Raw genomic sequence first — 26,882 nt, forward strand, 5'->3', positions numbered from 1 at the left:
TTGATTGAACCTGTTCTCGCCGAAAGATGTCAAGGGAGGATGACAAGATGGGAGCCGTGACCGACGGCTCCTCGCGCGATGAGACACCGCAGTCCGAACCGGATGCCGTGCGCGCCGACCCGCAGGCTGCCGGTGCGCCGCTGCGTTCCTATGGGGGCGTCGACGGCGACGAGCGCATCTCCCGTCGCCGTGAGGCGCTGATGGACGCGACGCTGGAGCTCCTCGATGCCGAGGGGGCGGTCACGGTGCGCGGTATCTGCCGCGCCTCCGGGCTCAACCCGCGCTACTTCTACGAGAGTTTCGAGTCGGCAGACGCGCTGGTGGCGGCCACGTTCGACCGGGTCATCGAGGAGATCTCGGAGGCGGCGCTGACCGCCTTCGCCGCCGGCGTCGGCGTGGCCGGCAAGGTCTCCGGTGCCGTCGGTGCGATCGTCGACATCGTCGACGCCGACCGGCGCAAGGGGCAGTTGCTGTTCTCGCCGTCGTTGCTGTCGCCGGTCGTGGCCGCCAAACGCAACGAATCCACCGGGTTGTTCGCGATGTTGACCCTGCACACCGCCTCCGATGCGCTCGCGACGGAGGTCGGTCCGGAAGCCATCGCCGCGGCCCAGTTCCAGGTCGGGGGGCTCGGTCGTCTGGTCTCCACATGGCTCGACGAGGAGATCCCGCTGGGTCGCGACGAGCTCGTCGCGCTGAGCGTGCGGCTGATGATGTCGCTGGTGGGTGCGGTCACCGACGGTGGTGACGATATGTTGGAGCCATGAGCGACGGAGTGGGTGACACAGGGGTCGAGGAGGCGGCAGCGGATTCCCGGTCGGATGTTCCCGAGGGAACACATGCCTCGGAGGGTGTGCAGACCACGTCGTCGTGGCGCGATTACGGCGAGGCCGAGCTGCCGGTGCCGCTGGCCGCCGCGCTGGCCGCCTTCGCCGAGCACGGCTATCACGGCACCTCGGTCCGGGAGATCGCCGCACGCGCCGGCCTGTCGGTGCCCGGGCTGTATCACCACTACCCGTCCAAGCAGTCGCTGCTGCAGGGCCTGCTCGAGCGCACCATGACCGATCTGCTGGCCCGCTCCGAGCAGGCGATCCGCGAGGCGGGGCCCGAGCCGGTGAGACGCTTCGACGCCGTCGTCGAGTCGCTGCTGCGTTTCCACATGTACCGCCGCGAACAGGCCTTCGTCGGATCGACCGAGATCCGCAGCCTCGACGACTCCTACAAGCCCACCTACATCGGGCACCGGGATCGGCAGCAACACATGGTCGATGAGATCGTCTTCGCCGGGGTGGAGGCGGGCGACTTCGAGACCGAGTACCCGAAGGATGCCGCGCGTGCCGTGGCGACCATGTGCGTCGGCGTGTCGACCTGGTTCAAGCTCGACGGCGAACTCGGCGCCGACGAATTGATCCGGCGGAACCTGGTTCTCGCCCGCGAGATCGTCGGCTACCGACGGGGCTGAGCGCTTGACCCACGACCGGTGGGGTGGCAAGGTGTGGTCTCGACAGAGCGAACGCTCGGTCGGCATCGGCTGATCGGGCTTCAGTTGAGGAGACCGAATGCCCATTGACCTGAGTTACGGCGCCGACGTCGAGAATCTGGTCGCCAAGACCTCCCGCTTCATCAAAGAGTACGTGCTGCCGATCGAGGAGCGCTTCGCCGGTGACATCGAAGCCGCAGGCGGCGACGAGATCCGCCGGGAGATGAACGCCAAGGCCAAGGCGGAGGGCATCTTCGCGCCGCACGCGCCGGTGGAATTCGGCGGTCTCGGCCTCGACATGTCCGATCGCGCTCCGGTCTTCGAGGCGGCCGGCTACTCGACCTTCGGCCCGGTGGCGCTGCACATCGGCGCGCCCGACGAGGGCAACGTGCACATGCTCGCCCACATCGCGAGCGAAGAGCAGCGGCACACCTATCTCGCGCCCCTGGCGGCCGGTGATGTGCGCTCGGCGTTCGCGATGAGCGAGCCGTCGCCCGGTGCCGGCTCGGACCCCAACGCCCTCGCCACCGCCGCGACCAAGGTCGACGGCGGCTGGAAGATCAACGGCGAGAAGCGATTCATCACCGGAGCCGACGGCGCCGGATTCTTCATCATCATGGCTCGCACCGCCGGCTCGCCCGGCGACCGGGGCGGTGCGACGATGTTCCTGGCTCCGGCCGACCGCGAGGGCATCGCCGTGGGCCGCCACATCCACACCACCGACCGGTCGATGGTCGGCGGTCACTGCGAGGTCCGGTTCACCGACGTCTTCGTCCCCGATGCCGACGTGCTCGGTGAAGTCGACGAGGGATACCGCTACGCCCAGGTGCGGCTCGGTCCGGCGCGCATGACGCACGTGATGCGCTGGATGGGATCGGCGGTGCGTTGTCAGGACGTCGCCGTCGACTATGTCTCGCACCGTGAGGGTTTCGGCGGCAAACTCGCCGACCTCGGCATGATCCAGCAGATGATCGCCGACAATGAGATCGACCTCGCGGCCGCCCGTGCGCTGCTGGTCAAGGCGTGTGCGGAGCTCGATCGCGGCGGCCACGCGTCCAACGAGACATCGATAGCGAAAACCTTTGCCGCCGAGGCATTCACCCGGATCGCGGATCGCTCCATCCAGATGTGTGGAGGCACCGGCGTCTCCGACGACCTGCCGCTCGCCCGCCTGCACAACGAACTGCGGCCTTTCCGCGTCTACGACGGACCGTCCGAGGTGCACCGGTGGGCGATCGCCCGTCGCACCATCGGGCGTGCCCGCAAGGCTGCTGCGGCCGCGGAGGCCGCCAAGTGAGCACCGCATTCGATCCCCGGAGCGTCCTCGATCCCGCGGTTCTGCGAAAGTTCCTGGAGGACAACGACGTCGACGTCGCCGGTGATCTGCAGATCGATCTGGTCAGCGGCGGCAAGTCCAACCTGACGTTCTCGGTCACCGACGGCGTGAAGAAGTGGATTGCCCGGCGCCCCCCCACCGGAGGCCTCACACCGTCCGCGCACGACATGGCGCGGGAGTGGACGGTGACCAGCGCGCTCGGTGCCACCGACGTCCCGGTGGCGCCGACCGTCGCCTTCGACGCCGACGGTGCGGTCCTCGGTGCGCCGTGCACCATCGTCGAATTCATCGACGGAACCGTCATCCGGACCGCCGCAGAACTCGACGCGCTCTCCGATGCGGAGGTCGACCGTAACCTCGACGGGCTCGTCGCCACCCTCGCGGCGCTGCACGCCGTCGACTTCGAGAAGGTCGGGCTCGGCGAATTCGGGCGTCCCGCAGGCTTTGCCGCTCGCCAGGTGAAACTGTGGGCGCGTCAGTGGGGCATCGTCAAGACCCGAGAGCTGCCCGATGTGGAACGGCTGTGTGGCATCCTCGCCGACCGCGTCCCACAGGAGGCCCGCGCGACGATCGTGCACGGCGACTACCGGGTCGACAACACCATCCTCGACGCCACCGACCCCGGAAAGGTTGCCGCGGTGGTGGATTGGGAGATGTCGACGCTCGGCGACCCGATCACCGACGTCGCCCTGATGTGTATCTACCGCGAACCGGTCTTCGACACCGTTCTCGGATTCGACGCCGCATGGACCAGTCCGCGGTATCCCTCGGCCTCCGAAATCGCCCAGCGCTACGTGACCGCGACCGGAAACGACCTGGGGGACTGGGACTTCTACCTCGCGTTGGCGAGCCTCAAACTCGGTGTGATCGCCGAGGGCATCAGCCACCGCGCCCGGGCCGGAGCATCCCCCGAGGCCGGCGCCGAGAAGGCATCGGAGGCGACGGCGGAGTTCATTGCCGCGGGTTTGCGGTACGTGGGGTGACCACTCGGAGGTAGTCCCTATCGGAATGTCGCTACGCCGCCGTCGCGGTCGTCGAGGTGGGTGTGCTCGTTGACCGAGACCACCGAGACACCGCGACGCCCGACGATCAGCTTGGTCACCGACGCGTTGATCATCGCGCGTGCCACCGCGGGCCAGCGCTGCGGGGGCACATCCCACAGGTCGGCGAGCCACTGGGCGATCACGCCCGCCGAGGACACCACCAGCACCGTCTGGCCGCTGCCCGCGTGCGCGGCGGCGTCGTGCCCGGCGGCGTCCACCCGCTCGCGGAATGCGCGGTAGGTCTCGCCGCTGCCGTCGTGCGCGGCATCCGGGGTGCCGTCGCGATCGATCCAGGCCGACAGCGAATCGTCGAGTTTTTTCTGGTAGTTGCGACCGTCGGCGAACTCGGCCGCGCTCGCCTCGCCGACCAGCGCGGGCAGCGCGTACTCGTTCCAGCGTGGGTCGACCACCGCCTCGGGCGCATCGTCGAAGCGGCTCAGCACCCCGGCGAGGGTGTCGCGCTGGCGCGGCAGATCGCCGCAGATGGCCGTGGTGATCCGCGCTGTCTGCGCGGCGAGGAGATCGCCGGTTAGGCCGGCCTGCACGATCCCGGTCGGGGTGAGCCCGCCGATCTCACCGGAGGCGCTCGAGGCCTGCGACCCGACGATCCCGTACGCCTGCGGATCGGCCTGACCGTGCCGCACCAAGTAGATGACACCCATGAATCGAGCCTATTGGTGGCCTCGGCGCCGGTGACCGCGAGGGTGCCGATGACTTCCCCGGCGCCGACGGGTCAGTCCTTGGTGACGATGCACAGCTGCGATCCCCCTACACCCTCCTCCGGACGGTGTGGCCCCGCACCGGGCGACTCCGCACCGGGCGGCGGGTGGTGGCGATGATGTTCGTCAATCTGCCCGTCGCCAACGTGTCGCGGTCGCGTGAGTTCTTCGGTCGGCTCGGATTCGTCTTCGACGAGATGTTCTGCGATCGGTCCACCCTGTGTATGCCGGTGAATCAACAGACCATGGTGATCATGCATCGCCGCAACCGATTTCGTGGATACGCATCGTCGCCGGTGGCCGATCTGCGTGCGGGGCGAGAGGCGGTCCTGGCGTTGTCGGCGTCGTCGCGGGCCGCGGTGGACCGATGCGCCGACGCGGCGTTCGACGCCGGGGCCACGCCGCTGCGCGACGCCGACGACCTCGGTTTCATGTACGCGCGCAGCTTCTGCGACCCCGACGGGCACGCCTGGGAGTTCGTGTGGATGGACGGCGCACAGATCGCCGGCGCCCCGGGTTGCCGAAGCGAATGACGGATACCTGACTCAGCGGTAACGTTGCGCTTGCTGAACACGATTCTTTGTTTCAGTGAACCGCAATGGTCCGTTCGGGGCTCCGGACTGCGGATGCGGTGGGGAGGACTGTGAGGTGGAGAAGACGCACACAGGCCAGTCGCGGACGGGTCAACAACGGAGCGGGGTCGGTCGTCGTCCGGTTCGGGAACTCATCGGCGAATGGTCACGCTCCGGCGACGAGGGGCGGTGGCTACGCGAGTTCTGCGCCCGGCGCGGGTGGGGCCGATTCCTGGCCCATTGCTGCGCGCTCGGCGGGCTGGTGATGGCTCTGGCGGCGCTGCTCAACGCGATTGTGGGGGTGCAACTGGCCTACTCGAGCAGCCGCATGATCTTGTGGATCTGCGCCATGGTGGGCGTGGTGTGGGCGCTGCGGTGGCTGGGGCCGTGGCCCAGCCAGCGAGAGATCATCGGGCTGGTCATCGTCGGGGACATCACCATCGGAGCCGCCTGCCTGCAACACTCCGATCGCATCACCGGTATCGCCGGCATCTCGTTCTTCGCCATCCTCGGCGTCGTGGTCGCATTGTTCTCCACACCGAGCGTGCAGGCCGTCCACCTCACGGTCACGGGCGCGGTCCTCGTGGTCCTGCTGGTTCTGCTGGCCCGGGAGCAGGGGTTCGCGATCCTCGTCGGAGTCGGGTTGTCGAAGGCGCTGGGGGAGATGATGGTGTGTGCGGGCCTGCCGGTCGTGCAGTTCGGCTACTGGGTGATGCGTACCAACTCCGACGACTCGCTGTGCGATCCGTTGACCGGCGTCGCCAACCGGCGTGGCCTCGACGACCATCTCGCACGTCTCGATGCCGAGTCGGGGGCGCACCCGGTCACCGGTGATGCGTGCGGCGTGATGCTGGTCGACGTCGACGACTTCAAACACGTGAACGACACCTTCGGACACGGTGCCGGCGACGCCGTGCTCACCCGGGTCGCTGCGGTTCTCACCGAGGTCTTCGGTCCCGAGGCACTGATCGCGCGCGTCGGCGGTGACGAATTCGTGGTGATCGGCGGGGCGGCGACCACCGCTTCCGGGCGTGCGCCCGTGCTGCCGCCCGCGCCATCAGTGCGTTTCCCGATCCGCCGATCACGGTATCGACGGGAATCGCCACCGCGGCAGAGCCGTTGTCGGCCAACCTGTTCGACGAGCTGGTGGAACAGGCCGACGAGGCCATGTACCGGGCGAAGGGCTGCGGGCGCCCGCGGCGAGATACCGGGGCGGCGTCGGAGAACATCGCCTGACGTGGAGTGCCGCTCAGTCCGGCTGGTGAAAAGCGCTGGGCCCGGACGTCGCAGGAGCGTCGTACGGGGTGGGCGGCAATCCGAACCGGGCGAAGTCCTGTTCCATGGTCTCGCTGAAGAAGGCGACCACGTGGGCGACCGCACGGGCTTCGGGGTCGAACTCGAGAACCTGTAGCTGGAACGGGCGATGGATGCCGTCGGGCTCGCGCATGTACAAACCGAAGGCCGGCTGCCCGTTGGCGATGGTGGGCAGCAGGATCTGATCACCGGCCTTCTCGGCAGGGCAATTGCCGCGGATGAGTGTGCCGATGGCATCGCCACCGAGATACCAACCGGTGAACGGCGGCATCTCCCAGATCGAGGAATCGGTGAACATGTCGACGATGGCGTCGACGTCATAGCGTTCGAAGGCTGAAACGTACTTGGCGAGTAACTCGCGCTTCGCGTCGTCGTCCAGGGTGGGTGTCGAATCCTCTTCGGCGCGAATATTTTTCAGCTGCTCCCGAGCGCGTTGGAGGAGGCTGTTGACCGTGGCGGTGGTGACGCCGATGGTCTCGGCGACCTCGGACGCCTTCCACTGCAGCACATCCCGCAGGATCAGAACGGCGCGCTGACGCTCGGGCAAGTGTTGCAGGGCGGCGATGAATGCGAGGCGGATCGACTCACGTGCGCCGACGACGTAGGCGGGGTCGGCGTCGTCGCCCGGCGTGATCTCGTCGACGGTGCCGGCGTACGGCTCGAGCCAGGGGACCTCGTGGTCCTGGGTGAGGGTGTCGGTGGGGTCGTACGCGTCGCCGCCGAGCCCGGACGGCAGCGGACGGCGCTGGCTGCTGCCCAGCGCCGTCAAACAGGTGTTGGTGGCGATCTTGTGCAACCACGTGCGCACCGACGCGCGCCCGTCGTAGTTCTCATATCCGCGCCATGCGCGTAGATAGGTTTCCTGGGTGAGGTCTTCGGCGTCGTGATGCGACCCCATCATGCGATAGCAGTGGGCGATGATCTCGCGCCGGAAGGGCTCGGTGGCCGCGAGGAACTCGGCGTCGGAGGGGCCGGAGGACAGAGTCGTCGCCTGGGGTGTCGTCGCCTGGGGTGTGGCGGGGGTGACGGACATGCAGACAAGGCTACGACGCCCCTCCGACAGCTTCCAGGTGATTGACAGACTCACGACGCGATGACGGGACGCGGCGACTTTTGTGCGGCGTGCGTCAAACCCGGGTCGACGCACTGCGCTCGCCCTATCATCGCCGGTGAACGCTCATGTGTGCAGTTCAGGGCGCGTGTTGCCGGGGTGTGACGTATGCACGTGCACGCTTGCGGATGCGGTACGCCGATTGCTAGCTTGAGCTCCATGACGTGCAGCGAGAACAGCCGCATCCCGGAGGTGACCTACATGATCACCGCCCTGGGTTGTCGTCTGCCGTTCGCTCGTGTCCTGTGTTGTTGCCGAATGTCCTGATCGCCAAGTCTCTCCGCGTCCTTCTCCGACGCCCGCGATCTCTATCCCCTTTCGACAACCCTTCCCACAACGCCATCGCGGTGCTGACGGCCTCGGCGCCGCACGCCCCGTCGAGACGCTCGACCGTTGGACGCCCATGGCAGCCTGTGGCACATTCACGAGGACACATTCACTCATGACCGCAACGATCGATCACCGCACCCGCATCGCCAACGCACCGACCTCAGCCTCGCCGCGCATCGTTCGGCCCCGCCCGATCCCCGGTGCGTCCGCCCGGGTCGATCCGCGGACGCCGCGCAAGGGGGGTCGAGGTATCCACGTAGCGACCCCGCAACTCGAACTCTCCACCAAGCCCTCCGCGCTGGTGCTGCGCACCGCCCGACTCTCGGGACCGGTGTTCCGGGACGAAGCCGCCGAACTCACCGGACTGTCCATCTCGACGGTCAACCGCCAGGTCGGCGCACTACTCAAGGCCGGACTGCTGCGTGAACGCGCCGATCTCGCACCGGCCGGCGCCATCGGTCGGCCGCGACTGCCCTTCGAGCTCAACGTCTCGACGTTCCTGACCCTGGGCATCCACATCGGCTACAAGGTCACCTCCATCACCACTCACGATCTGCTGCACCGCGTGGTCGGCGCGATCCAGATCCCCACCCCGATCGCCGACACCCCCGAACAAACCCTCGCCGCGATCGGCGAGAGCGCCCAACGCTTCCTCGGCCGCTGGAACAACCGCCGCGTCCTCTGGGCCGGCGTGGCCGTCGGCGGACGGGTGTCGCCCGGCGGATTCGTCGATCACCCGCGCCTGGGCTGGGAGAACGCTCCGGTCGGGCAGGTCATCGCCGAGTCGGTGGGGCTGCCGGTGTCGGTGGCCTCGCACGTGGAGGCCATGGCCGCCGCCGAGCTGGTCGTGAACCCCAGCGGGTCCGACGCCGATCAGCGGTCGAGCTTCCTGTACTTCTACGCCCGCGAGATGGTCGGGATCGCGTTCAGCGTCGACGGCACCGTGCACACCCCGGCGGGTGGGCCGCCGGTGATCGGGCACTTCCCCGCGTCGGGCACCACCCTGCTCGACCCGAATCGGACCGGCCGGCTCGAGCCGACCGTGTCCGACACCGGCATCGTCGAGGCGGCGCAGTCGCTGGGTCTGCCGGTCAACGACATCGACGCAGTGTTGGCGCTGGCTCGTGGCGGTGACGCGACCGCCCGTGCCCTGCTCGAGGAGCGTGCCCAGGTACTCGGCCGCACGGTGGCGCTGATCGCCGACATCTTCAACCCCGATCACGTGATCCTCGGCGGGCAGGCCTTCACCGACTACCCGGCGACCCTGCCCATCGTCGCCGGATCGCTGCGGGAGACCTCGGTGGTCCCCAATCGTGATGTGCGCGTCTCGCATTCGGGCACGACGGTCCAGCAACAGGCGGCCGGCGCGGTCTCCCTCGACGCCGTCTACAGCGATCCGCTCGCCGCGCTCGCGGTCACGGAGTAGTCCGGAACCAGCTTCGGCACAAGGGGTCTCGAGGCTTCGTCGCTATCGCTCCTGCGCACCTCGACCATCGGGGTGGGGTGGTCGCTTGTCGTTGGTCGAGGTGGTTCAGTGTTGGCGCAGGGGGTCTCGAGGCTTCGTCGCTATCGCTCCTGCGCACCTCGACCATCGGGGTGGGGGGCCGGTCGATGGTTGGGTGGTCGGGGTGCCCCCCGGATCGATGGTCTCCCGTGATCGTTGGTCGAGGTGTGACGAGCCCCCTGGGGCGAGGAGCCTCGAGACCGTCGTCGGCCGGTGCTGGGTCGGAACCAGCGTCGGCACAAGGGGTCTCGAGGCTTCGTCGCTATCGCTCCTACGCACCTCGACCATCGGGGTGAAGCGCGTCGACCATCGGCGGCGGGGTGCCCCAGCCGGGTCAGTTGGCCGTGCGCTTGGCGTAGTTGCGCAGCGCGAACGGGGAGAAGATCGCGGTCAGGATGATCGCCCAGATGAGCGTTGCCAGTTCGGGATGACGCAACGGCCAGGCGGCGTCGGCTGCGGCGTCGGGGCCATTGCCCCAGAGCACTCGCATGGCCTGCACCAGCGCCGACATCGGGTTCCACTCCGCGATCGCCCGCAGCCACGGCTGCATGTTCTGGGTGGGCACGAAGGCGTTGGAGACGAAGGTGATCGGGAACAGGATCGAGAACATGAACCCGTTGACGGCCTCGACGCTGCGTAGCCACGAGCCGATCAGCACGCCGAACCAGATCATGCCGAAACCGAACAGCAACACCAGGGCGAAGCCCAGCGCCCCCTCGGCGACCGAGGTGGTGATGCGCCATCCGATGATCAGCCCGGTCAGGGCCATCACGACGATGCCGATCGAGGAGTGGATCAGGCTGGCGATGCTGCGTCCGACCAGCACCGAGGACCGGCGAATCGGCAACGACCGGAAGCGATCGACGATGCCCTTCTCCAGGTCGGCGGTGATACCGGTGGCGACGATGAACGCGGTGAACACGATCGTCTGCCCCATGATGCCGGGCAGCAGGTACTCCTTGTAGCTCACCCCGGGCACGCCGAGGCTGATCGCCGGACCGAAGACGAAGGCGAACAGCACGACGAACATGATCGGCTGAATCGTTACGTCCGACAGCATCTCGGGCATGCGACGGGTATGGATGAGATTACGGCGCACCATGATCCATGACTGCTGCGCCAGGTTCGTCTGGTGTACCGCAGGTCGATCGGCACGGGTGGTCGCGGTGGTGGAGGCGCTCGTGGTGGTCATGCTGCTCCTTCGTTGGCCGATTCATCGTCGGCAGAGGCGTCTTCGGCGCGATGGCCGGTGAGGGAGAGGAAGACGTCGTCGAGGCTCGGACGAACCAGGCCGAGGTCGTCGACGGCGATCTGTGAGTCGTCGAACCAGCCGGCGATGCGTGTCAGATCCGACAAACCCGCGGCAGCGGTGGTCACGGTCCGCGCGTTTTCGTCGACGAAGACCTCATTGCCGCTGCGTGACAACAGGTCCCGTGCTTGCGGGAGGTCGGCGTCGTCGGAGACGGTGATCACCACGCTGGCCGCGCCTGCCTGTTGTTTCAGCTGCAGCGGGGTGCCGTGGGCGATGATCACGCCGCGGTCGATGACGACGATGTCGTCGGCGAGCTGATCGGCTTCCTCCAGGTACTGGGTGGTCAGCAACAAGGTGGTCCCGGATTTCACCAACTCGCGCAACACGTCCCACAGTTCGTTGCGGCTGCGCGGATCGAGGCCGGTGGTCGGTTCGTCGAGGAACAGCACCGGAGGCGCGGCCAAGAGGCTCACGGCCAGGTCGAGTCGTCGGCGCATGCCACCCGAGTACGAGCGGACCTGTTTGTCGGCGGCGTCGGTCAACGAGAACTGTTCGAGGAGTTCGTCGCCGCGCCGGGCGAGGTCGCGGCGACCGATGCCGTAGAGCCCGCCGATCATCTTGAGGTTCTCGCGTCCGGTGAGGATCTCGTCGACGGTGGCGGCCTGGCCGGTCAGGCCCATGTTCCGCCGCACGGCGTCGGGTTCGGCGATGACGTCGTGACCGGCGATGCGCGCGGTGCCGCTCGTCGGGGTGGACAGCGTCGTCATCATGCGCACGATCGTCGTCTTGCCGGCCCCGTTGGGTCCGAGCAGCCCGAGTACCGACCCCGGGGCCACGGAAAACGAGACGCCGTCGACGGCGGTGAAGTCGCCGAAGGTCTTGACCAGATCGACGGCTTCGATCGCGGGACGGTCGCCGGGGGTGGGTTCTGGGGTCATGGTGCTCCACGCTAGTAGACGGGACGGGTGGGTTGGCCAGCGAATTTCTCGGTGCCGGCGGTGCTCGAAGGTATGGACTGCGACGGGGCCCGCAATTCATCGGTGAGCGTGCAAACACCAGTCAACATCCGTGAATACGGATAGTGGGCGGCGAATACTCCGAATCTGCGGATAAGCTACAGGTCATGTCCCCGATCCGGATTCGTGATGCGGCGCTCCTGTTGGGCGTCAGCGACGACACCGTGCGGCGATGGATTGCGGCCGGAACGTTACCCGCGAGCACCGACAGCGCAGGTGGGTCGGCCGGGGTCACGACGGTCGACGGCGCGCGCCTGGCCGAGATCGCCGTCGAACGCGCACACGCCGATGCCGCGACCTCACCGATGCTGACCTCGGCACGCAACCGGTTCACCGGATTGGTCACCGACGTCGAGATGGACGGGGTGATGGCCAAGGTGGGGCTGCAATGCGGGCCGTTCGCCGTGACCTCGCTGATGAGCGCCGAGGCGGCCCGCGAACTCGAACTGGAGCCGGGTGTCGTGGCGACCGCGGTGGTCAAGGCGACCACCGTCATCGTCGAACGTGCGGCGGCGGATCTGTGACCCGTTGCCCGTGAGCGTTCCCGTTCTTCCCCAACCCCGACAAGGAGTACAGATGACCACGGTTCGACGTGTGACCCGCTTGGCGTGCCTGGCGAGCGCCGCGGCGCTCATCACCGGCCTCGCGGCGGGTTGTTCTTCCGACGACAACGACAAGACCCCGTTGACGGTCTACGCGGCGGCGTCGTTGAAGAAGACGTTCACCGAGATCGAGGCCGCGTATGAGAAGCAGCATTCCGACGTCGATGTCACACTGAACTTCGCCGGGTCGTCGGCGCTGGTGAACCAGATCAAGCAGGGTGCCTCGGCCGACGTCATCGCGACCGCCGACGAACCGACCATGGGCAAACTCGGCGATCTCGTGAACTCGCCCCAGATCTTCGCCCGCAACACCCTGGTGATCGTGACCGCGAACGGAAACCCCAAGGGCGTGCGCGATTTCGCGAGTCTGGCCGATCCGTCGATCCGCACCGTGGTCTGCGCCGTCGAGGTGCCCTGTGGTGCAGCCACCGCAGAGGTCGAGCGCGGCACCGGCGTCGACGTCAAGCCGGTGAGCGAGGAGTCGTCGGTGACCGCGGTGCTCACCAAGGTCACCTCCGGTGAGGCCGACGCCGGACTGGTGTATGTGACCGATGCCAAGACGGTGCCCGGTAAGGTGACGGTGGTCGACGACGCGGCCTTCGCCAAGGTCGTCAACAACTACCCGATCGCCACCCTCAAGGCGGGCAAACATCAGCAGCAGGCAACCGATTTCATGAGCTTCGTGCTCGGGGAGACCGGTCAGAAGATCCTCACCGACGCCGGTTTCGCCGCGCCGAACTGACCTCGCCGATCCAAGGATGCGCCGCGTTCCCCGATGGATACATCTGCCCGCCCTCCTGGGGGTGGCACTGATCCTCATCGGGCCCCTGGCGATCATCGTGCGGATGCCGTGGGGGATCTTCGTCTCCTCGGTGACCTCACCGGATTCCGTTGCGGCACTGCGGTTGGGGGTGGTCACCGCGGTGGTGTCCACCGTGGTCTGCGTGCTGCTCGGCGTGCCGATGGCCATCGTGTTCGCCCGCTACGACGGCGTCGTCGTGCGGATCGTCCGCGCACTGGTGCTGCTGCCGCTGGTGTTGCCGCCGGTGGTCGGGGGAGTGGCCTTGCTCTACGCGCTCGGTCGATACGGTCTCGTCGGGCAGTACCTCGATCGCGTCGGCATCACGCTGGCCTTCACCACTCCGGCGGTGGTGATCGCGCAAACCTTTGTGGCACTGCCGTTTCTGGTGCTCAGCGTGGAGGGCGCGTTGCGCAGCGGCGATCAGGGGTTCGAGCGGATCGCGGCGACCCTCGGTGCCTCGCCGACGCGCACCCTGTGGCGGGTGACGTTGCCCATGGCCCGTCCGGCACTGTTGGCCGGCGGCGTCCTGGCATTCGCCCGCGCACTCGGCGAATTCGGCGCCACCATCACCTTCGCCGGGAACCTTCCCGGAACCACGCAGACCGCACCGCTCAAGATCTACCTCGACGCGATCAACGACCCCAGCCAGGCGTTGCCGCTCGCCCTGGTGTTGATGGTGGTGGCCCTGGTGATCGTCGTCGGTGTCCACCTGAGGCGCTCGAGCGAGGTGGCGACATGACCGGTGTGGCGATGAACTCGCTGGAGCAGCAGGGTTTTCGAGCGTCCGTGCGGTGTGCTGTCCCCGATCTGGTCGCCGATATCGAGGTCGCGCCCGGCGACACCCTCGGCATCATCGGCCCGAACGGAGCCGGGAAGTCGACCTTGCTCTCGATCGTGGCGGGTCTGCGTCGCACCCCGAATTCCCGGGTCGCGGTCGGATCGCGAATTCTGCAGGGCGACCGGACCTTTGTGGAGCCACACCGTCGGTCGGTGGTGTTGCTCGAGCAGAAGGCCAGACTGTTCGGTCATCTGTCGGTGCGGCGCAACGTCGAATTCGGCCCGGCGGCGGCCGGGTTGTCGCGCAAGGACATCCGGAATCGGGCACAGCGCTGGCTCGACGCGGTCGGGGTGGCCGACCTCGCCGACCGCATGCCGTCGGGGCTGTCCGGTGGGCAGGCGCAGCGGGTCGCGATCGCGCGGGCGCTGGCCACCGAACCCGAGGTGTTGTTGCTCGACGAACCGTTCGCCGCGCTCGATGTCGATGTGGCACAACAGATGCGTTCGCTGATGCGTCGTCTCCTCGCCGACCGTGCCGGGATGACGGTGCTGGTCACCCACGATCTCATCGACGTGGTCAGCCTGGCCGATCGGATTGCGGTGATCGACGACGCCCGCATCGTGCAGACCGGCTCGACCACCTCCGTGCTCACCCGACCCGAATCGGCGTTCGCGGCGACGCTGGCCGGAACGAACCTCATCGTCGGGCAGTTGCGTGACGCGGGCACCGTCGTCGCCGACGACGGCATCCGGGTGGTCGGTACCGCGGCCGAATCCGCAGTCGTCGGTCGGGCGGCGGCGGCATTCTCGCCTCGCGCGGTGGCGGTGTATCTCCGGCCACCGCAGGGCAGTCCCCGCAACAGCTGGCACGGAGTCGTGGAAGACGTGATACCGCAGGGTGATCGGGTATTGGTCCGCACTCGATGTGGTACTCACCGGATCGGCGCCGAGGTGACCTGGGCGTCGGTCATCGAGCTCGATCTGAGTCCGGGAACCGACGTCGTGCTGACCGTGAAGGCCACCGAGGTCGCGATCTACGGCGCTGCCGGATCACCCTCGTAGTACTTGTTGGCCTCCAGGACCTTGGCCCGCAGTTTGCGATAACCGCGCACCGACAGCGGCGAGATCGACCGCAGGTGAAACGGCTCGACATCGGTGAGGTCGGCGGCCAGGGCCTCGTCGACCAGGACGGTACCCGGTCGGGCCGAACCACACAGCCGGGCAGCGATGTTGACCGGTTCACCGAACAGGTCGCCGAGCCTGCTCAGGACTGCGCCGCGGGCGAGCCCGACCCGTAGGGGCGGAATCGGCCCATTGTCGCTGAGCCGCTGGATCGCCAGCGCCGCAGCGGCTGCCTCGGCACTGTCGTCGAAGCTGAACATGACCGCGTCGCCGAGGGTCTTGACGACGTGACCACCGCGGTCGGTGACGATGTCGAAGGTGCGTTCCTCGAAGTTCTCGAGCAGATCCTCGAGTTCGCCCATCCCGATGCGTCGCGACAGGCTCGTATAGCCGACGATGTCGGCGAAACCGACCACGAGATCGTGCTCCTCGTCGGAGTCGCGGGCGACGTCGCGCTCGAGCGCGATCTTGAGGTGACGCCGCCAGATCAACCGCTGGATGACGTCGATGGCGCCGATCATCTGCTCGCGGGTCCACGGGACGTCCGGATCGCGATCGAGATCCAGGATCTGGTCGGCCTGCCACTCGGTCAGACGCGACATCGTCTGTCCGATCGCCCGGGCGGTGGCGATCTGGGCCTGCTCCGGCAGGGTCTCCTCGGAACCGGCGAACAGCCGCAGGGCATCGACCTCGTCGGGGGTGAAGATCTTGTCCGTCGTGGTCCGATGCGCGAAACCGAAGGCGTTCCACAGCCTCTCGGCGTACTCCGGTGAGATCCCCAGTTCGGCGATGAGCTCGTCGCGGGAAAAGCGTGGCTCACCGGAATCAGCGGCGGAACTCATCGGGGCGGGCTCCCGTCGTCGTGGTCCCGGTGAGTCTAGCAACGGTGGCGACGCGCTGTGACGATGGCGACGCGCTGGGACGATGGCGGCGACGCCGCTGGGACGATGGCGGGCCGCGTCCGTCAGACCCCCAGGATTCCTTTCATCAGATACGCCATCCGGGCCGGGAAGTCGGGGCGCGAGGTGCCGCGTCGGACGCGGACGGCGTCGTTGACGATCGACAGCGCCGCGTGTACGGCCACGCCTGCCTCCGGCCGGTCGAGGTCGGGACGAGTGCGCGTCATCAGGTCGACCCAGCGGGCGACGTAGTTGCGCTGGACGTCGAGCAGGTCGGCGGCGTCGGACTGGCCGATGAAGACCGCCGAGTTGTTGAAGCCGACCGACAGGTCCGGGCTGGAGGTGAGCGTCGAGACGTACGAATCGACCAGCAGGGACAGGAGTTTCGCGCTGTCCGACGTGGTCGAATGAGCGGCCATCGCGCCTGCCTCCAACCGGGTGGCGCTGCGCCGGCCGATGCCGACGAGGATGGCGAGCTTCGAACTGAAGTGCCGGTAGACACTCGGACCGGTGATCCCCACCGCAGCACCGATATCGTCCACGCCCACACCGGCATAGCCGCGTCGGGCGAACAATTCGGCTGCGGCGTCGAGGATCTCGTCGCGGCGCGTCCGTGATCCGCCGGACATCACCGGCGCAGGCACCATCGGCGGGGCGGAGTCGGGGCGCAGGGTGATCAGCCGATGCACGAGGATCTTGAGCTCGGCCAACGACCGGGTGGCCGACAGGCGCGCGTTGTGCACGCCCAGACTTCCGGCGACGCTCAGCGTCGCCCAACACAATTCGACGGCCTCGCGCTCGGGCATGCCGGTGCCCGCGGCGAGGACCCCGGCCCATCGGTGCATGACGCCGCGGATGCGCAGGACGATCACCCGGTTCTCCTCCTCGCTGAGGTGCTGGCTGGCTGAGCGCCACAGTGACGTGGCCGCGGGCCTGCGCACCCCGATCGAACACACCGCGTCGACGAGTTCCTCCGGGCTCGAGTCGGTGCCGTCGAGCAACCGGTCGGTGCACGCCTCCAACTCGTCCACGCCACCCATCACCGCGGCCAACAGCAAGGCGTGCTTGTCGGCGAAGTGCCGGTAGACCGAGGGTGCGGTGACACCGGCGGCCCGCGCGATGTCGGCGAGGGCGACCTGGGTATAGCCGCGCTCGGCGAACAGCGTCGCCGCGTGGTCGGCGAGCTGCCGCTTGCGGTCGGCCGGTCGGGCGCGGGTGGGCTTCGGGCTAGGCATGGTGAATCGACCATAGCGCAGAAATGCCGGTCCAGATCAAGTGTTGACCTCAGGGTATGGCCAAATAAGTTATTCCGCGTTAGCCTGTCGTGGTAACCGTCTCCGGTTCATGTGAAAGGAACACAGCATCGTGGCCGATCAAGCATTCATCTACGAGGCGTTGCGTACGCCGCGTGGCAAGCAGCGCGGCGGAGCGCTGCACAGCGTCAAGCCGGTTGATCTCGCATCGGGGATCATCAACGAGGTTCTCGCCCGGCACGGGGGACTCGACCCGGCAGAGATCAACGACGTGATCTTGGGTGTCGTGTCGCCGGTCGGCGAGCAGGGCGGCGTCATCGCCCGCACCGCGGCTCTCAACAGCGGTCTGCCCGAGACCGTCCCCGGTACCCAGATCGACCGCTTCTGCGCGTCGGGTCTGGAGGCCACCAACATGGCGGCATCGAAGGTCGCCTCCGGCTTCGACGATCTGGTCCTCGCCGGTGGCGTGGAGTCGATGAGCCGTGTCCCGATGGGCTCCGACGGCGGCGCCCTGTTCATGGACCCGGCGACCGCCTATGACCACTACATCACCCCGCAGGGCATCGGTGCCGACACCATCGCCACCATCGAGGGCTTCAGCCGCGAGGACGTCGACGGCTACGCAGTGGAGTCGCAGAATCGTGCGGAAAAGGCATGGGCGAGTGGCTACTTCGCCAAGTCGGTGGTTCCGGTTCGTGACATCAATGGGGTGATCGTGCTCGATCACGACGAGCATCGTCGTCCGGGCACCACGGTCGAATCGCTCGGCAAGCTCAAGCCCGCCTTCGCCGCGCTCGCCGAGATGGCCGGGTTCGACGACGTGATCATGCAGAAGTACCCCTTCCTCGAGAAGATCAACCACGTCCACACCGGTGGCAACAGCTCTGGCATCGTCGACGGTGCCGCGGTCGTGCTGCTGGGCAGTGAGGCGGCCGGCAAGCGCAACGGCCTGACCCCGCGCGGTCGCGTGGTGGCCTTCGCCGAGGTCGGCTCGGAGCCCTCGATCATGCTGACGGGTCCGACCCCGGCGACCGAGCTGGCGCTGAAGAAGGCCGGGCTGACCGTCGACGACATCGACGTGTTCGAGCTGAACGAGGCGTTCGCGTCGGTCGTCATGAAGTGGATGAAGGATCTGAAGATCCCGCACGAGAAGGTCAACGTCAACGGCGGCGCGATTGCGATGGGTCACCCGCTCGGGGCGACCGGTGCGATGATCTTCGGTACCTGCCTCGACGAGCTCGAGCGCACCGGCGGTCGTTACGGCCTGGTCACCCTGTGCATCGGCGGCGGCATGGGCGTCGCGACCATCATCGAGCGTCTCTGACGGCCACCTCACCAAAGGAATCTGCGAACAACCATGAGTGACAACATGATCAATTGGGAGAAGGATGCCGACGGCGTCGTCATCCTGACCATGGACGACAAGAGCCAGGGCGCCAACACCATGAACCAGACGTTCATGGACTCGATTGCCGCCACGGTCGATCGTCTCGAGGCGGAGAAGGACGACATCACCGGTGTCGTCATCACCTCGGCGAAGAAGACCTTCTTCGCCGGCGGTGACCTCAAGGACATGACCGCCGAGCAGACCCAGACCAAAGAGGAGATCGCCACCGCGATCACCGAGCGCACCAACGGCATGAAGAAGGTGCTGCGTCGGCTCGAGACCCTCGGCAAGCCGGTCGTCGCTGCGATCAACGGTGCTGCACTCGGTGGCGGCCTCGAGCTCGCGCTGCACACCCACCATCGCATCGCCGCGGACATCAAGGGTGTCCAGATCGGTCTGCCCGAGGTCACCCTCGGCCTGCTGCCCGGTGGCGGTGGCGTCGTGCGTACCGTGCGTCTGCTCGGCTTCCAGGCCGCGCTGATGAACGTGCTCCTGCAGGGTCCGCGGTTCAACGCCGCCAAGGCCAAGGAGACCGGTCTGGTCGACGAGCTCGTCGGTTCGGTCGAGGAACTCGTGCCGGCCGCCAAGGAATGGATCAAGGCCAACCCCGAAGCGGTCCAGCCGTGGGATGTCAAGGGCTACAAGATGCCCGGTGGTGCGGTCACCAATCCGTCGGTGGCGGCCAACCTGCCCGCCTTCCCGGCGATCCTGCGCAAGCAGATCAAGGGCGCCAACATGCCGGCTCCGCGCGCCATCCTGGCCGCGGCCATCGAGGGCGCCTATGTCGACGTCGACACCGCCGACATCGTCGAGACCCGCTACTTCGTGTCGCTGGTGACCGGTCAGGTCGCGCAGAATATGATCAAGGCGTTCTTCTTCGACCTGCAGCACATCAACAACGGTGGCTCGCGGCCGGAGGGCTACGACAAGTACACCGCCAAGAAGGTCGGCGTCATCGGCGCGGGCATGATGGGTGCGGCGATCGCCTACGTCTCGGCCAAGGCCGGTATCGAGGTCGTCCTCAAGGACGTCGACATCGAGGCCGCCAAGCGGGGCAAGGGCTACTCGGAGAAGCTCGAGGAGAAGGCGCTCTCGCGGGGCAAGACCACCCAGGAGAAGAGTGACGCGCTGCTCGCGCGGATCACGCCGACGGTCGACGCCGCCGACTTCAAGGGTGTCGATCTGGTCATCGAGGCCGCTTTCGAGTCGGTCGAGGTGAAGAACAAGGTGTTCCAGGAGATCGAGGACGTCGTCGAACCCGACGCGGTGCTCGGCTCGAACACCTCGACGCTGCCGATCACGATCCTCGCCCAGGGCGTCAAGCGCCAGGAGGACTTCATCGGTATCCACTTCTTCTCGCCGGTCGACAAGATGCCGCTGGTGGAGATCATCCGTGGGGAGAAGACCTCGGATGCTGTGCTGGCCAAGGTGATCGACTACACGCTGCAGATCCGTAAGACCCCGATCGTGGTCAACGACAGCCGCGGGTTCTTCACCAGCCGGGTCATCGGCACCTTCATCAACGAGGCCATCGCGGCCGTCGGCGAAGGTGTGGAACCGGCGCTGGTCGAGCACGCCGGCACCCAGGCCGGATACCCGGCCGCACCGCTGCAGCTCTCCGATGAGCTCAACCTCATCCTGATGCAGAAGATCCGTAAGGAATCCCAGGCCGCCGCCGAGGCGGAGGGCAAGGAATTCCCGCAGCACGGATCATTCGCCGTCATCGACTACCTCGTCGAGCAGGGCCGTCCCGGCAAGAAGGAAGGCGCCGGCTTCTACGAGTACGACGAGAACGGCAAGCGCGTACAGCTGTGGCAGGGCCTGCGGGAGAAGTTCAACTCCGGCAGCAGCCAGCAGTCGCTCGAGGACCTCAAGGAGCGCATGCTCTTCGCCGAGGCCGTCGAGACCGCACGCTGCATCGAGGAAGGCGTCATCACCTCGGTGCCCGACGCCAACATCGGCTCGATCTTCGGCATCGGCTTCCCGGCCTGGACCGGCGGTGTGGTGCAGTACATGAACCAGTACGAAGGCGGCCTGGCCGGCTTCGTCGAGCGCTCCCGCGAACTGGCCAAGAAGTACGGCGCACAGTTCGAGCCGCCGGCCTCGCTGGTGGAGAAGGCGAACAAGGGCGAGAAGTACTGAGCCACTTGATGAGCTGAGCGATACGTGAAAGTGGGGGAAGAATCTTCTTCCCCCACTTTTGCTTTCGTCCGCAGGAAATCCCTAGGGGACGAGTGAGACACCCGGGGAGGAATCTTTCCTCCCCGGGTGTCGTCGTCGGTGGCGACGGTTGCGTCAGTCGTCGTCGGCCACCGGCGCGGCAGCCGAATCACCCACTTGCGCAGCATCGCCCACCGACAACACCAGCCTGGTGCCATACGGCGCTTCCTGGACCAGGCGCAACTGGGCCAGTGCCGGGTGTGCGTCGAGCACGCGTCCGGCGTTGGCGAGTGAGCGCAACGCAGCCGTCTCCGCCCGTGCGGTCTCCAGCTTGGCCAGGCCGCGTGCCTTGGCGGAGATCAGCTCGGTTGCCGCCGAACGGATCTCACTCGGCACGATGACGTCCTTGAGCAGCGCCTCGGCGACGGTCACACCCACGGTCGCACCGACCGTTCGCGCAGCGGCGAGCACGACGCCCATGTCGACCGCATCACCACGTGCCATCAGATCCTCGAGGGACACCGACGCACAGGCGTCGCGCAGCGCGACCTGAGCCGAGAGGTAGATGGCCGACCAGGGGTCGTTGGACTGTTCGACGAAGGCGACGGGGTCGGTGATCGTCGCGCGCAGGGCCACCGTCACGCGCACCGACACTCCCTCGGCCGTGAGGATCTCCTGCGGTGCAACCGAGATGACGCGCGCACGCATGTCGAGCCAGGTGTGGGTTGCCGTCCGACGCCGACGGTACTGGCCGGGTGTCAGAGTCCGGGACAGTCGTCCACGGCGGTATTCGAGGACGCAATGGCCGGCCGGGACGGAGACCGTGGCGAATGCGGATGTGATGATGGACAAGGCGAACCTCCCTTCGGCGGCGGTGTATGGCGGCGGACACCGCCCGCGGGCGGGTGCGTCGGTGGGGACACGCGCGAGACCTCCACGCGTGGCCGCAGGACCGAGGCCCACCGGGGTTCCCGGGGGCGGTGCCGAGTGGGGAGTCGAACCCCGGTGCCGTAGCACGGACCGTAGCCATACCTTAAATGGATGCGCGAGAGTACAACGCGCAGAACATGATCGACGGTACCCCGCGATCGGCTGCTCTCTCGTGCGGGAGTGAACTCTGCCAGGGCAGGTGGCGAGGGCGCAAGCGAATAAACGCTCAGCGGATCAAGCCGCGCTCGAAGGCCACCCGCACCGCTGCGGCGCGGTCCTTCACGCCGAGCTTGGGGTAGAGCCGCAGCAGGTGCGTCTTGACCGTGGCCTCGCTGATCATCAGTTCGGCGGCCACCTGGCGATTGGTGCCGCCACCGGCCACCGCGCGCAGCACCTCGCATTCGCGTTCGGTCAGCGCCTCGAACCGATTGCGGCTCATCAGACTTGCCGCAGCGCTCGGGTCCAGGACGCTCTGACCGGCCGCGGCGCGGCGTACCGCGGCGATGAGATCCGCACGAGGCGTCGCCTTGAGCAGGTATCCGTCGGCCCCGGCGTCGACCGCGGCCCTGATGTCGGTGTCGGTGTCGTAGGTGGTGAGCACGAGTATCCGTGGCGCGTCCGGGTTCTCCGCTCGCAGCACTCGGATCGCGCCCACCCCGTCGAGCCCGGGCATCCGTAGATCCATCAGTACGACGTCGGGGTGCAGTCGGGCGATCGTGGTGAGTGCCTCGGCTCCGTCGGCGGCCTCGCCGATCACCGACATCTCCGGCTCCCGCTCGAGCATGCCGCGAATACCGTCGCGTACCACCGGGTGGTCGTCGACCACGACGATGCTGATCGTCGCATCCGTGGCGTCGCGCATCATCGTGTCGTCTCCGCTCGATCCGCAGGCGGTGTGGCCAGGTGATCGGTCGGGGAGGGGAACGGTACCGCCACCGAGATGACACAGCCGGCTCCCGGTTCGGCCTCGATCTCAAGCGTCCCGTCGATCAGTGCGGCGCGTTCGGCCATGGCGGTCAACCCGAAACCGCCGTCCGGACAACGCCGCGTCTCGGCGGGGGTGAAGCCGCGCCCGTTGTCCCGGATGTCGAGCAGCAGGGTGTCGTCGAGGTAGGTCAGGGTCGTCACCACCTGGGTGGCGCCGGAATGACGGGCCACGTTGGCCAGGGATTCCTGGGTGATCCGCAGCAGCGCATCGTCGCCCACGAGAGGACGTGGCGAGCCCTCGACCCGTAGTGTCGCCGAGATGTCGTGGCGTCGGGAGAACACCGCGAGTTGCTCCTGCAGGACGATGGCCAAAGGTCGGGCCGCCAGCGGCAACGGCTGCAGCGCGTTGACCGCTCGACGCGCCTCGCCGAGCCCTTCGCGTGCAAGGGCTTTCGCGTTCTCGACGCGATCGCGCACCGAGGACGCGAGATCGTCCTCGTCGATCGATTCGAGCTGGGTGACGACGGCGACGAAGCCCTGGGCGACGGTGTCGTGCAGCTCGCGCGCCAACCGGGCCCGCTCGTCGTGGACACCACTGCGGCGGGCCTGCTCGATGAGTTCCTGCTGGAGTTCGGCATTGCGAGAGCGTTCGGCGATCAGCTCGTCGGTGAGTTCCCGACGACGCAGCAGGGTGGACTCGCGCGCATCGATGACGGCCACCACCGCCAGGCCGATCACCACGTTGAGCACCCAGCACAGAACCGAGGCCCACCACGGGTCGGCAAGGTTGTGCCAGCCGTTGCGCTGGGTGGCGGTCATCAGCACACACGAGCCGGCGACGCACAGCAGCATCGGCGGCCCGGTGAACAGCGAAGCGTAGAGCATGTAGCCGGCCCATGACGCGATCCCGGCCATCGGCGTCACGGCGATCGCGGCGGCCAACAGGGCGGTGGTGATCCCGAACACCGCGAACCGACGCCACATCGGCGAGATGTCGATCCGGATCCAGAATTCGGTGAACGCCATCAACGTCAGCATCAGGACGGCACCGATCACATGGTGCAGATGTGTCGCCGGCACGAGTTGGGCGACCACCAGTCCCGCGAGGTTGAGTACGCGCAGCCCCCACACCTCCGATTGCGGCGGCAGCAACGTATCCGGCCAGGTCAGCGTGGTCGGGCGGTCGATCCACCGGCCGCGGGGCTCGCGCTCGGGAATGCGGTGCGCGAGGATGCTGCGGGGTCGGGTGCCGCCGCGCGGGCCAAGGTGTGGCGCCGCGCGGTTCTCCACCGCGGCTACTCCCACTGGAAGGTCCGCATCGCGATGATCGTGGCGAGTGCTCCCCACACGACCAGTGTGCCGAAGAAGCCGATCGGGGGCCAGCCCGTGGTCGCCGTGTCCACCAGTGCCTGGGTGCCCGCGCCCGACGGCGTCAGATTCGAGATCGTATGCATCCATCCGGGCATCGTCGACCGCGGAATCCACAGGCCCGCAAAGAACTGCAGTACGAAGAACGCGAGGGTGCCGAATCCTGCGGCCACCTTGGCATTACGGAACAGCGACGCGATCACCATGCCCAGGCCCAGGAACGCCCAGCACGACAGCAGATAGCTGACGACGAAGCCGAACAGATGGTGCGGCCATTGGCCGGAGATGATGCCGGGGATCACCACGATCAGCGCGAGGCACACCAGCGACACACCCATGATGAGCACGAACTGGGCGGTCAACAGCAGGAAAGGGGAGACCGGGGTGGTGCGTAATCGTTTGAGCACACCCATTTCCCGGTACCGGGTGAGGACGTCGGGCAGCGCCTGGACGGCGAGCATCGACAGCACGAACAGCACCAGGATGGGCTGGTACACCTGAAAGGTGCTCAGGCCACCGAAGGAGCCGACGGGCTTGCGGGCGGCCGGGATGGAGGCGATCACGATCGCCGCGGCGACCGGCAGGATCACCGTCCAGAGAACGACACCCGGGTTGCGTACGAGAAGCCGGGCTTCCGAGGCGATCATGGCAGTGGCGGCGCTCATCGTCGGGCTCCTTGTGTCGTGTCGGTATCGGCGTCGGTTGAGGGGTCGGGCTCGGTTGCGGTGGTGAGCGCCAGGAAGGCGTCGTCGAGGCTCGGCTGGTCGACGCGCAGCTTGCGGCAGGCGATTCCGCGCTCGTGCAGCGCGATGATGACCGCCGACGCCACGTTGTCGGTTCCGGTGACGATCACCCTCTCGCCGCTGTGGTCGATGCGGTGGACGTCGGGTAACGCGCTCAGAGCGTCGACGTCGACAATGGCGTTGGGTACGAACGACATTCGCTGGTCGGCGTGCACCGACGCCGCCAACTCCGCCGGGGTGTCGAGCGCGACGACCCGTCCGTCGTCGATCACCGCGACGCGGTCGCACAGGCGCTCGGCCTCCTCCATGAAGTGGCTGACGAGCAGTAGGGTGACGCCGGTGTCCTTGAGGTCCTCGAGCAGGCCCCATACCTCGCGGCGGGCGCTGGGGTCGAGGCCGGTGGTGAGCTCGTCGAGGATCGCGACCTTCGGATTGCCGATGAGCGCCAAGGCCACCGACAGCCGCTGCTTCTGCCCGCCCGAGAGCTTCGCGAAGTAGGTGCGTTCGTGTGCGCGCATGTCGAGCCGCTCGAGCAGTTCCCGCCAGTCGCGCGGTGCGTCGTAGAAACTCGAATACAACCGCATCACCTCACCGACGGTCTGCTTGTCGGGAAGTCGGCTCTCCTGCAACTGGATTCCGAGTGCCTCCCGCAGACCGCGGTCCTCGTCGGCCGGGTCGAATCCGGCGACGCGGACGTGCCCGCCGTCGCGCTTGCGAAGACCGCCGATGCACTCGACCGTCGTCGTCTTGCCTGCGCCGTTGGGACCGAGGATGCCGAAGATCTCGCCCTGCGCCACCTCGAAATCGACACCACGAACAACCTGCTTGTCGCCGTAGCGTTTCGTCAGTCCTGCGACCTCGATCATTGCCATGACATCCAGCATGGCCGGATCGGACGGGCAGCGGATCCACCGGATGACCACACCTGGGTCAACCGATCGGTGGACGCGGGGTGGGCTCGCCGAAGTAGTGCAGGTGGCCGGGCGGCCTTCCAAGTGCGGCAGGCCGATCAGGACGGGTTGTGGATATTCGACGTCATGGCAAAGCTGCAGACGTCGCCGCTGGTTACGAAGACCGAGGCCGACGTGTTCTCGAGTTGGGGCCGGACAAGACTGTTCGGCCACCGAACACGTGACAATGCGAGCGATCAGAACGACAATGATCGACAGGACGGCACATGACCACAGCACGCCGCGATCTACACCCGGCGCACTCCTCTTGCCCCGGCTGCTCGGCGCGCCGCGGCACGAATGGTACTTGCCGCTGACAAAGCGGCCGGGCGACAACAGGATCCGCACATTCTCGCCATTGCGGAAGGTCGTGACGAGAATCTCTCGCCGGAATCGTTTCCCGAGTAGATCAACAGACAAGGCCGCCGGTCAGCTCGCCAGGAACGCCGCCACCGTCGCCTCGAAGGCATCCTTGGCCTCGATCATCACCCAATGGCCGCACCGCGGAAAGACATGCAGTTGTGCGTCAGGGATCCACCGCATCGGCGCCAGCGCCATGTCGGGGGGACTGACCCGGTCGTCGCGGCCCCAGGTGAGCAGCGTCGGGCAGGAAATCTTGTGCATCATTGCCCAGTACGGCGGGATGTCGGCGGTCGCCATGAACTGCTGTTGCATCTCGAAAGATGCTGAGCCGTACATCGTTCTGGCCGTGGCCAAGGCGTCGGGATTCATCGCCACCTCCCAGCGCTCACTGATGAGTTCCTCGGTGACGAGGGTGCGGTCGTAGACCATCGCGGTCAGCCAACGGACGAGTTTGTCGCGATTGGGGTCGTCGGCGAACTCCTGCAGGAGACGGAGGCCTTCGCTCGGGCTGGGGCTGAACAGGTTGGGGCCGACGCCGCCGATGGTCACCAGCTTCTCGACGCGATCGGGTTTGCGGATGGCCAGGTTCACCCCGACGACGCCGCCCATCGAGTTACCGATCATCGGCGCCGAGGCGATCCCGAGTGCGTCCATGAAGGTGATCACCGACTTGCCGGCGGTCAGCACCGGCATGCCCTCCCACGCATCGCTGACCCCGAAGCCGGGGAACTCGATGACGTAGCAGTGATGGGTCCGGGCGAAAAAGCCGAGGTTACCGCGGTAGTTGCGCCATCCGGTCACGCCCGGGCCGGAGCCGTGGAGCAGGATCAGCGGCGGTGCATCGGCGGCGCCGGCCTCGTGGTAGCGCAGCACGCCCTTGTCGGTCGTCAGCTCGCGTCGGGTCGCGTCAAAGGAGACATCCACC

At 67.3% G+C, this 26,882-nt stretch carries 24 protein-coding genes and 1 pseudogene; 13 read left to right on the forward strand and 12 right to left on the reverse strand.

Features of this window, described 5'->3' with window-relative positions; genetic code table 11:
* Nucleotides 1-47: 47 nt before the first annotated feature.
* The 4 genes from J6U32_RS05225 to J6U32_RS05240 all read left to right on the forward strand — a co-directional run bounded on the left by J6U32_RS05225 (nucleotide 48) and on the right by J6U32_RS05240 (nucleotide 3,796).
* Entirely contained in the window at nucleotides 48-764 is a 717-nt protein-coding gene (locus J6U32_RS05225; protein ID WP_244332617.1) for a TetR/AcrR family transcriptional regulator, read from the forward strand.
* Complete coding sequence (locus J6U32_RS05230; RefSeq protein ID WP_208793857.1) at nucleotides 761-1,459, forward strand: TetR/AcrR family transcriptional regulator; 699 nt, start codon at nucleotides 761-763, stop codon at nucleotides 1,457-1,459. Before J6U32_RS05225 ends, J6U32_RS05230 begins: the two co-directional genes overlap by 4 nt.
* 97 nt (nucleotides 1,460-1,556) lie before the next feature.
* Nucleotides 1,557-2,774, forward strand: a complete 1,218-nt coding sequence (locus J6U32_RS05235) for an acyl-CoA dehydrogenase family protein (RefSeq protein WP_208793858.1) — start codon at nucleotides 1,557-1,559, stop codon at nucleotides 2,772-2,774.
* Entirely contained in the window at nucleotides 2,771-3,796 is a 1,026-nt protein-coding gene (locus J6U32_RS05240) for a phosphotransferase family protein (protein ID WP_208793859.1), read from the forward strand. Before J6U32_RS05235 ends, J6U32_RS05240 begins: the two co-directional genes overlap by 4 nt.
* Before the next feature lie 17 nt (nucleotides 3,797-3,813).
* On the opposite strand, the gene J6U32_RS05245 is transcribed toward J6U32_RS05240, so the two are convergent.
* Nucleotides 3,814-4,518 carry a histidine phosphatase family protein gene (locus tag J6U32_RS05245; RefSeq protein ID WP_208793860.1) on the reverse strand — a complete coding sequence of 235 codons (705 nt, stop codon included), beginning with the start codon at nucleotides 4,516-4,518 and terminating at the stop codon, nucleotides 3,814-3,816.
* A 173-nt stretch (nucleotides 4,519-4,691) separates the two neighbouring features.
* Between J6U32_RS05245 and J6U32_RS05250 the strand changes: the two genes are divergently transcribed.
* The gene (locus tag J6U32_RS05250) at nucleotides 4,692-5,108 is read left to right on the forward strand and encodes a VOC family protein (protein WP_208795958.1); all 417 of its coding nucleotides are present in this window, start codon (nucleotides 4,692-4,694) and stop codon (nucleotides 5,106-5,108) included.
* Between the two features lie 751 nt (nucleotides 5,109-5,859).
* Nucleotides 5,860-6,093, forward strand: a pseudogene (locus J6U32_RS27240) (GGDEF domain-containing protein); the annotation flags it as partial.
* Between the two features lie 303 nt (nucleotides 6,094-6,396).
* On the opposite strand, the gene J6U32_RS05260 reads toward J6U32_RS27240, so the two are convergent.
* On the reverse strand, nucleotides 6,397-7,494 hold the full coding sequence (locus tag J6U32_RS05260) for a sigma-70 family RNA polymerase sigma factor (RefSeq protein ID WP_208793861.1): 1,098 nt from the start codon (nucleotides 7,492-7,494) through the stop codon (nucleotides 6,397-6,399).
* Between the two features lie 520 nt (nucleotides 7,495-8,014).
* On the opposite strand from J6U32_RS05260, the gene J6U32_RS05265 reads away from it, so the two are divergent.
* A complete protein-coding gene (locus tag J6U32_RS05265; RefSeq protein ID WP_244332619.1) occupies nucleotides 8,015-9,328 on the forward strand; it encodes an ROK family protein in 1,314 nt (437 codons plus the stop codon).
* Between the two features lie 412 nt (nucleotides 9,329-9,740).
* On the opposite strand, the gene J6U32_RS05270 is transcribed toward J6U32_RS05265, so the two are convergent.
* Nucleotides 9,741-10,598 carry an ABC transporter permease gene (locus tag J6U32_RS05270; RefSeq protein WP_208793863.1) on the reverse strand — a complete coding sequence of 286 codons (858 nt, stop codon included), beginning with the start codon at nucleotides 10,596-10,598 and terminating at the stop codon, nucleotides 9,741-9,743.
* Nucleotides 10,595-11,596, reverse strand: coding sequence for an ATP-binding cassette domain-containing protein (locus J6U32_RS05275; protein WP_208793864.1), 1,002 nt, complete (start codon nucleotides 11,594-11,596; stop codon nucleotides 10,595-10,597). The genes J6U32_RS05270 and J6U32_RS05275 overlap by 4 nt, the downstream gene beginning before the upstream one ends.
* Before the next feature lie 185 nt (nucleotides 11,597-11,781).
* On the opposite strand from J6U32_RS05275, the gene J6U32_RS05280 reads away from it, so the two are divergent.
* The 4 genes from J6U32_RS05280 to J6U32_RS05295 are packed head-to-tail and all read left to right on the forward strand — an operon-like array spanning nucleotide 11,782 to nucleotide 14,917.
* Nucleotides 11,782-12,198, forward strand: a complete 417-nt coding sequence (locus J6U32_RS05280) for a TOBE domain-containing protein (RefSeq protein WP_208793865.1) — start codon at nucleotides 11,782-11,784, stop codon at nucleotides 12,196-12,198.
* A 52-nt stretch (nucleotides 12,199-12,250) separates the two neighbouring features.
* Nucleotides 12,251-13,018: a molybdate ABC transporter substrate-binding protein gene (modA, locus tag J6U32_RS05285; protein WP_208793866.1), complete on the forward strand. Its 768-nt coding sequence runs from the start codon at nucleotides 12,251-12,253 to the stop codon at nucleotides 13,016-13,018.
* Nucleotides 13,019-13,034: 16 nt separating this feature from the next.
* Nucleotides 13,035-13,817 carry an ABC transporter permease gene (locus J6U32_RS05290; RefSeq protein WP_208793867.1) on the forward strand — a complete coding sequence of 261 codons (783 nt, stop codon included), beginning with the start codon at nucleotides 13,035-13,037 and terminating at the stop codon, nucleotides 13,815-13,817.
* The gene (locus tag J6U32_RS05295) at nucleotides 13,814-14,917 is read left to right on the forward strand and encodes a sulfate/molybdate ABC transporter ATP-binding protein (protein WP_208793868.1); all 1,104 of its coding nucleotides are present in this window, start codon (nucleotides 13,814-13,816) and stop codon (nucleotides 14,915-14,917) included. The genes J6U32_RS05290 and J6U32_RS05295 overlap by 4 nt, the downstream gene beginning before the upstream one ends.
* On the opposite strand, the gene J6U32_RS05300 is transcribed toward J6U32_RS05295, so the two are convergent.
* Together J6U32_RS05300 and J6U32_RS05305 are read right to left on the reverse strand one after the other, a co-directional pair.
* Nucleotides 14,890-15,819: an adenylate/guanylate cyclase domain-containing protein gene (locus tag J6U32_RS05300; RefSeq protein ID WP_208793869.1), complete on the reverse strand. Its 930-nt coding sequence runs from the start codon at nucleotides 15,817-15,819 to the stop codon at nucleotides 14,890-14,892. The genes J6U32_RS05295 and J6U32_RS05300 overlap by 28 nt on opposite strands.
* A gap of 122 nt (nucleotides 15,820-15,941) precedes the next feature.
* Nucleotides 15,942-17,111: a TetR/AcrR family transcriptional regulator gene (locus tag J6U32_RS05305; protein ID WP_208793870.1), complete on the reverse strand. Its 1,170-nt coding sequence runs from the start codon at nucleotides 17,109-17,111 to the stop codon at nucleotides 15,942-15,944.
* Nucleotides 17,112-17,241: 130 nt separating this feature from the next.
* On the opposite strand from J6U32_RS05305, the gene J6U32_RS05310 reads away from it, so the two are divergent.
* Nucleotides 17,242-18,453: an acetyl-CoA C-acetyltransferase gene (locus J6U32_RS05310; protein WP_208793871.1), complete on the forward strand. Its 1,212-nt coding sequence runs from the start codon at nucleotides 17,242-17,244 to the stop codon at nucleotides 18,451-18,453.
* A gap of 33 nt (nucleotides 18,454-18,486) precedes the next feature.
* On the forward strand, nucleotides 18,487-20,658 hold the full coding sequence (locus tag J6U32_RS05315; RefSeq protein WP_208793872.1) for a 3-hydroxyacyl-CoA dehydrogenase NAD-binding domain-containing protein: 2,172 nt from the start codon (nucleotides 18,487-18,489) through the stop codon (nucleotides 20,656-20,658).
* Nucleotides 20,659-20,811: 153 nt separating this feature from the next.
* On the opposite strand, the gene J6U32_RS05320 is transcribed toward J6U32_RS05315, so the two are convergent.
* The 6 genes from J6U32_RS05320 to J6U32_RS05345 form a co-directional block, all read right to left on the reverse strand.
* Complete coding sequence (locus J6U32_RS05320; RefSeq protein ID WP_208793873.1) at nucleotides 20,812-21,528, reverse strand: slipin family protein; 717 nt, start codon at nucleotides 21,526-21,528, stop codon at nucleotides 20,812-20,814.
* Nucleotides 21,529-21,832: 304 nt separating this feature from the next.
* Complete coding sequence (locus J6U32_RS05325; protein WP_432276980.1) at nucleotides 21,833-22,471, reverse strand: response regulator; 639 nt, start codon at nucleotides 22,469-22,471, stop codon at nucleotides 21,833-21,835.
* Nucleotides 22,468-23,685 carry a sensor histidine kinase gene (locus tag J6U32_RS05330; protein ID WP_208795960.1) on the reverse strand — a complete coding sequence of 406 codons (1,218 nt, stop codon included), beginning with the start codon at nucleotides 23,683-23,685 and terminating at the stop codon, nucleotides 22,468-22,470. Before J6U32_RS05330 ends, J6U32_RS05325 begins: the two co-directional genes overlap by 4 nt.
* A 143-nt stretch (nucleotides 23,686-23,828) precedes the next feature.
* Nucleotides 23,829-24,566 carry an ABC transporter permease gene (locus J6U32_RS05335; protein ID WP_006369381.1) on the reverse strand — a complete coding sequence of 246 codons (738 nt, stop codon included), beginning with the start codon at nucleotides 24,564-24,566 and terminating at the stop codon, nucleotides 23,829-23,831.
* Complete coding sequence (locus J6U32_RS05340) at nucleotides 24,563-25,516, reverse strand: ABC transporter ATP-binding protein (RefSeq protein ID WP_208793874.1); 954 nt, start codon at nucleotides 25,514-25,516, stop codon at nucleotides 24,563-24,565. Before J6U32_RS05340 ends, J6U32_RS05335 begins: the two co-directional genes overlap by 4 nt.
* Nucleotides 25,517-26,023: 507 nt before the next feature.
* Nucleotides 26,024-26,881 carry an alpha/beta fold hydrolase gene (locus J6U32_RS05345; RefSeq protein ID WP_208793875.1) on the reverse strand — a complete coding sequence of 286 codons (858 nt, stop codon included), beginning with the start codon at nucleotides 26,879-26,881 and terminating at the stop codon, nucleotides 26,024-26,026.
* Between the last annotated feature and the right edge of the window lies 1 nt (nucleotide 26,882).

This window comes from Gordonia polyisoprenivorans (genome assembly GCF_017654315.1).
GTDB classification, from domain to species: Bacteria; Actinomycetota; Actinomycetes; order Mycobacteriales; family Mycobacteriaceae; genus Gordonia; species Gordonia polyisoprenivorans_A.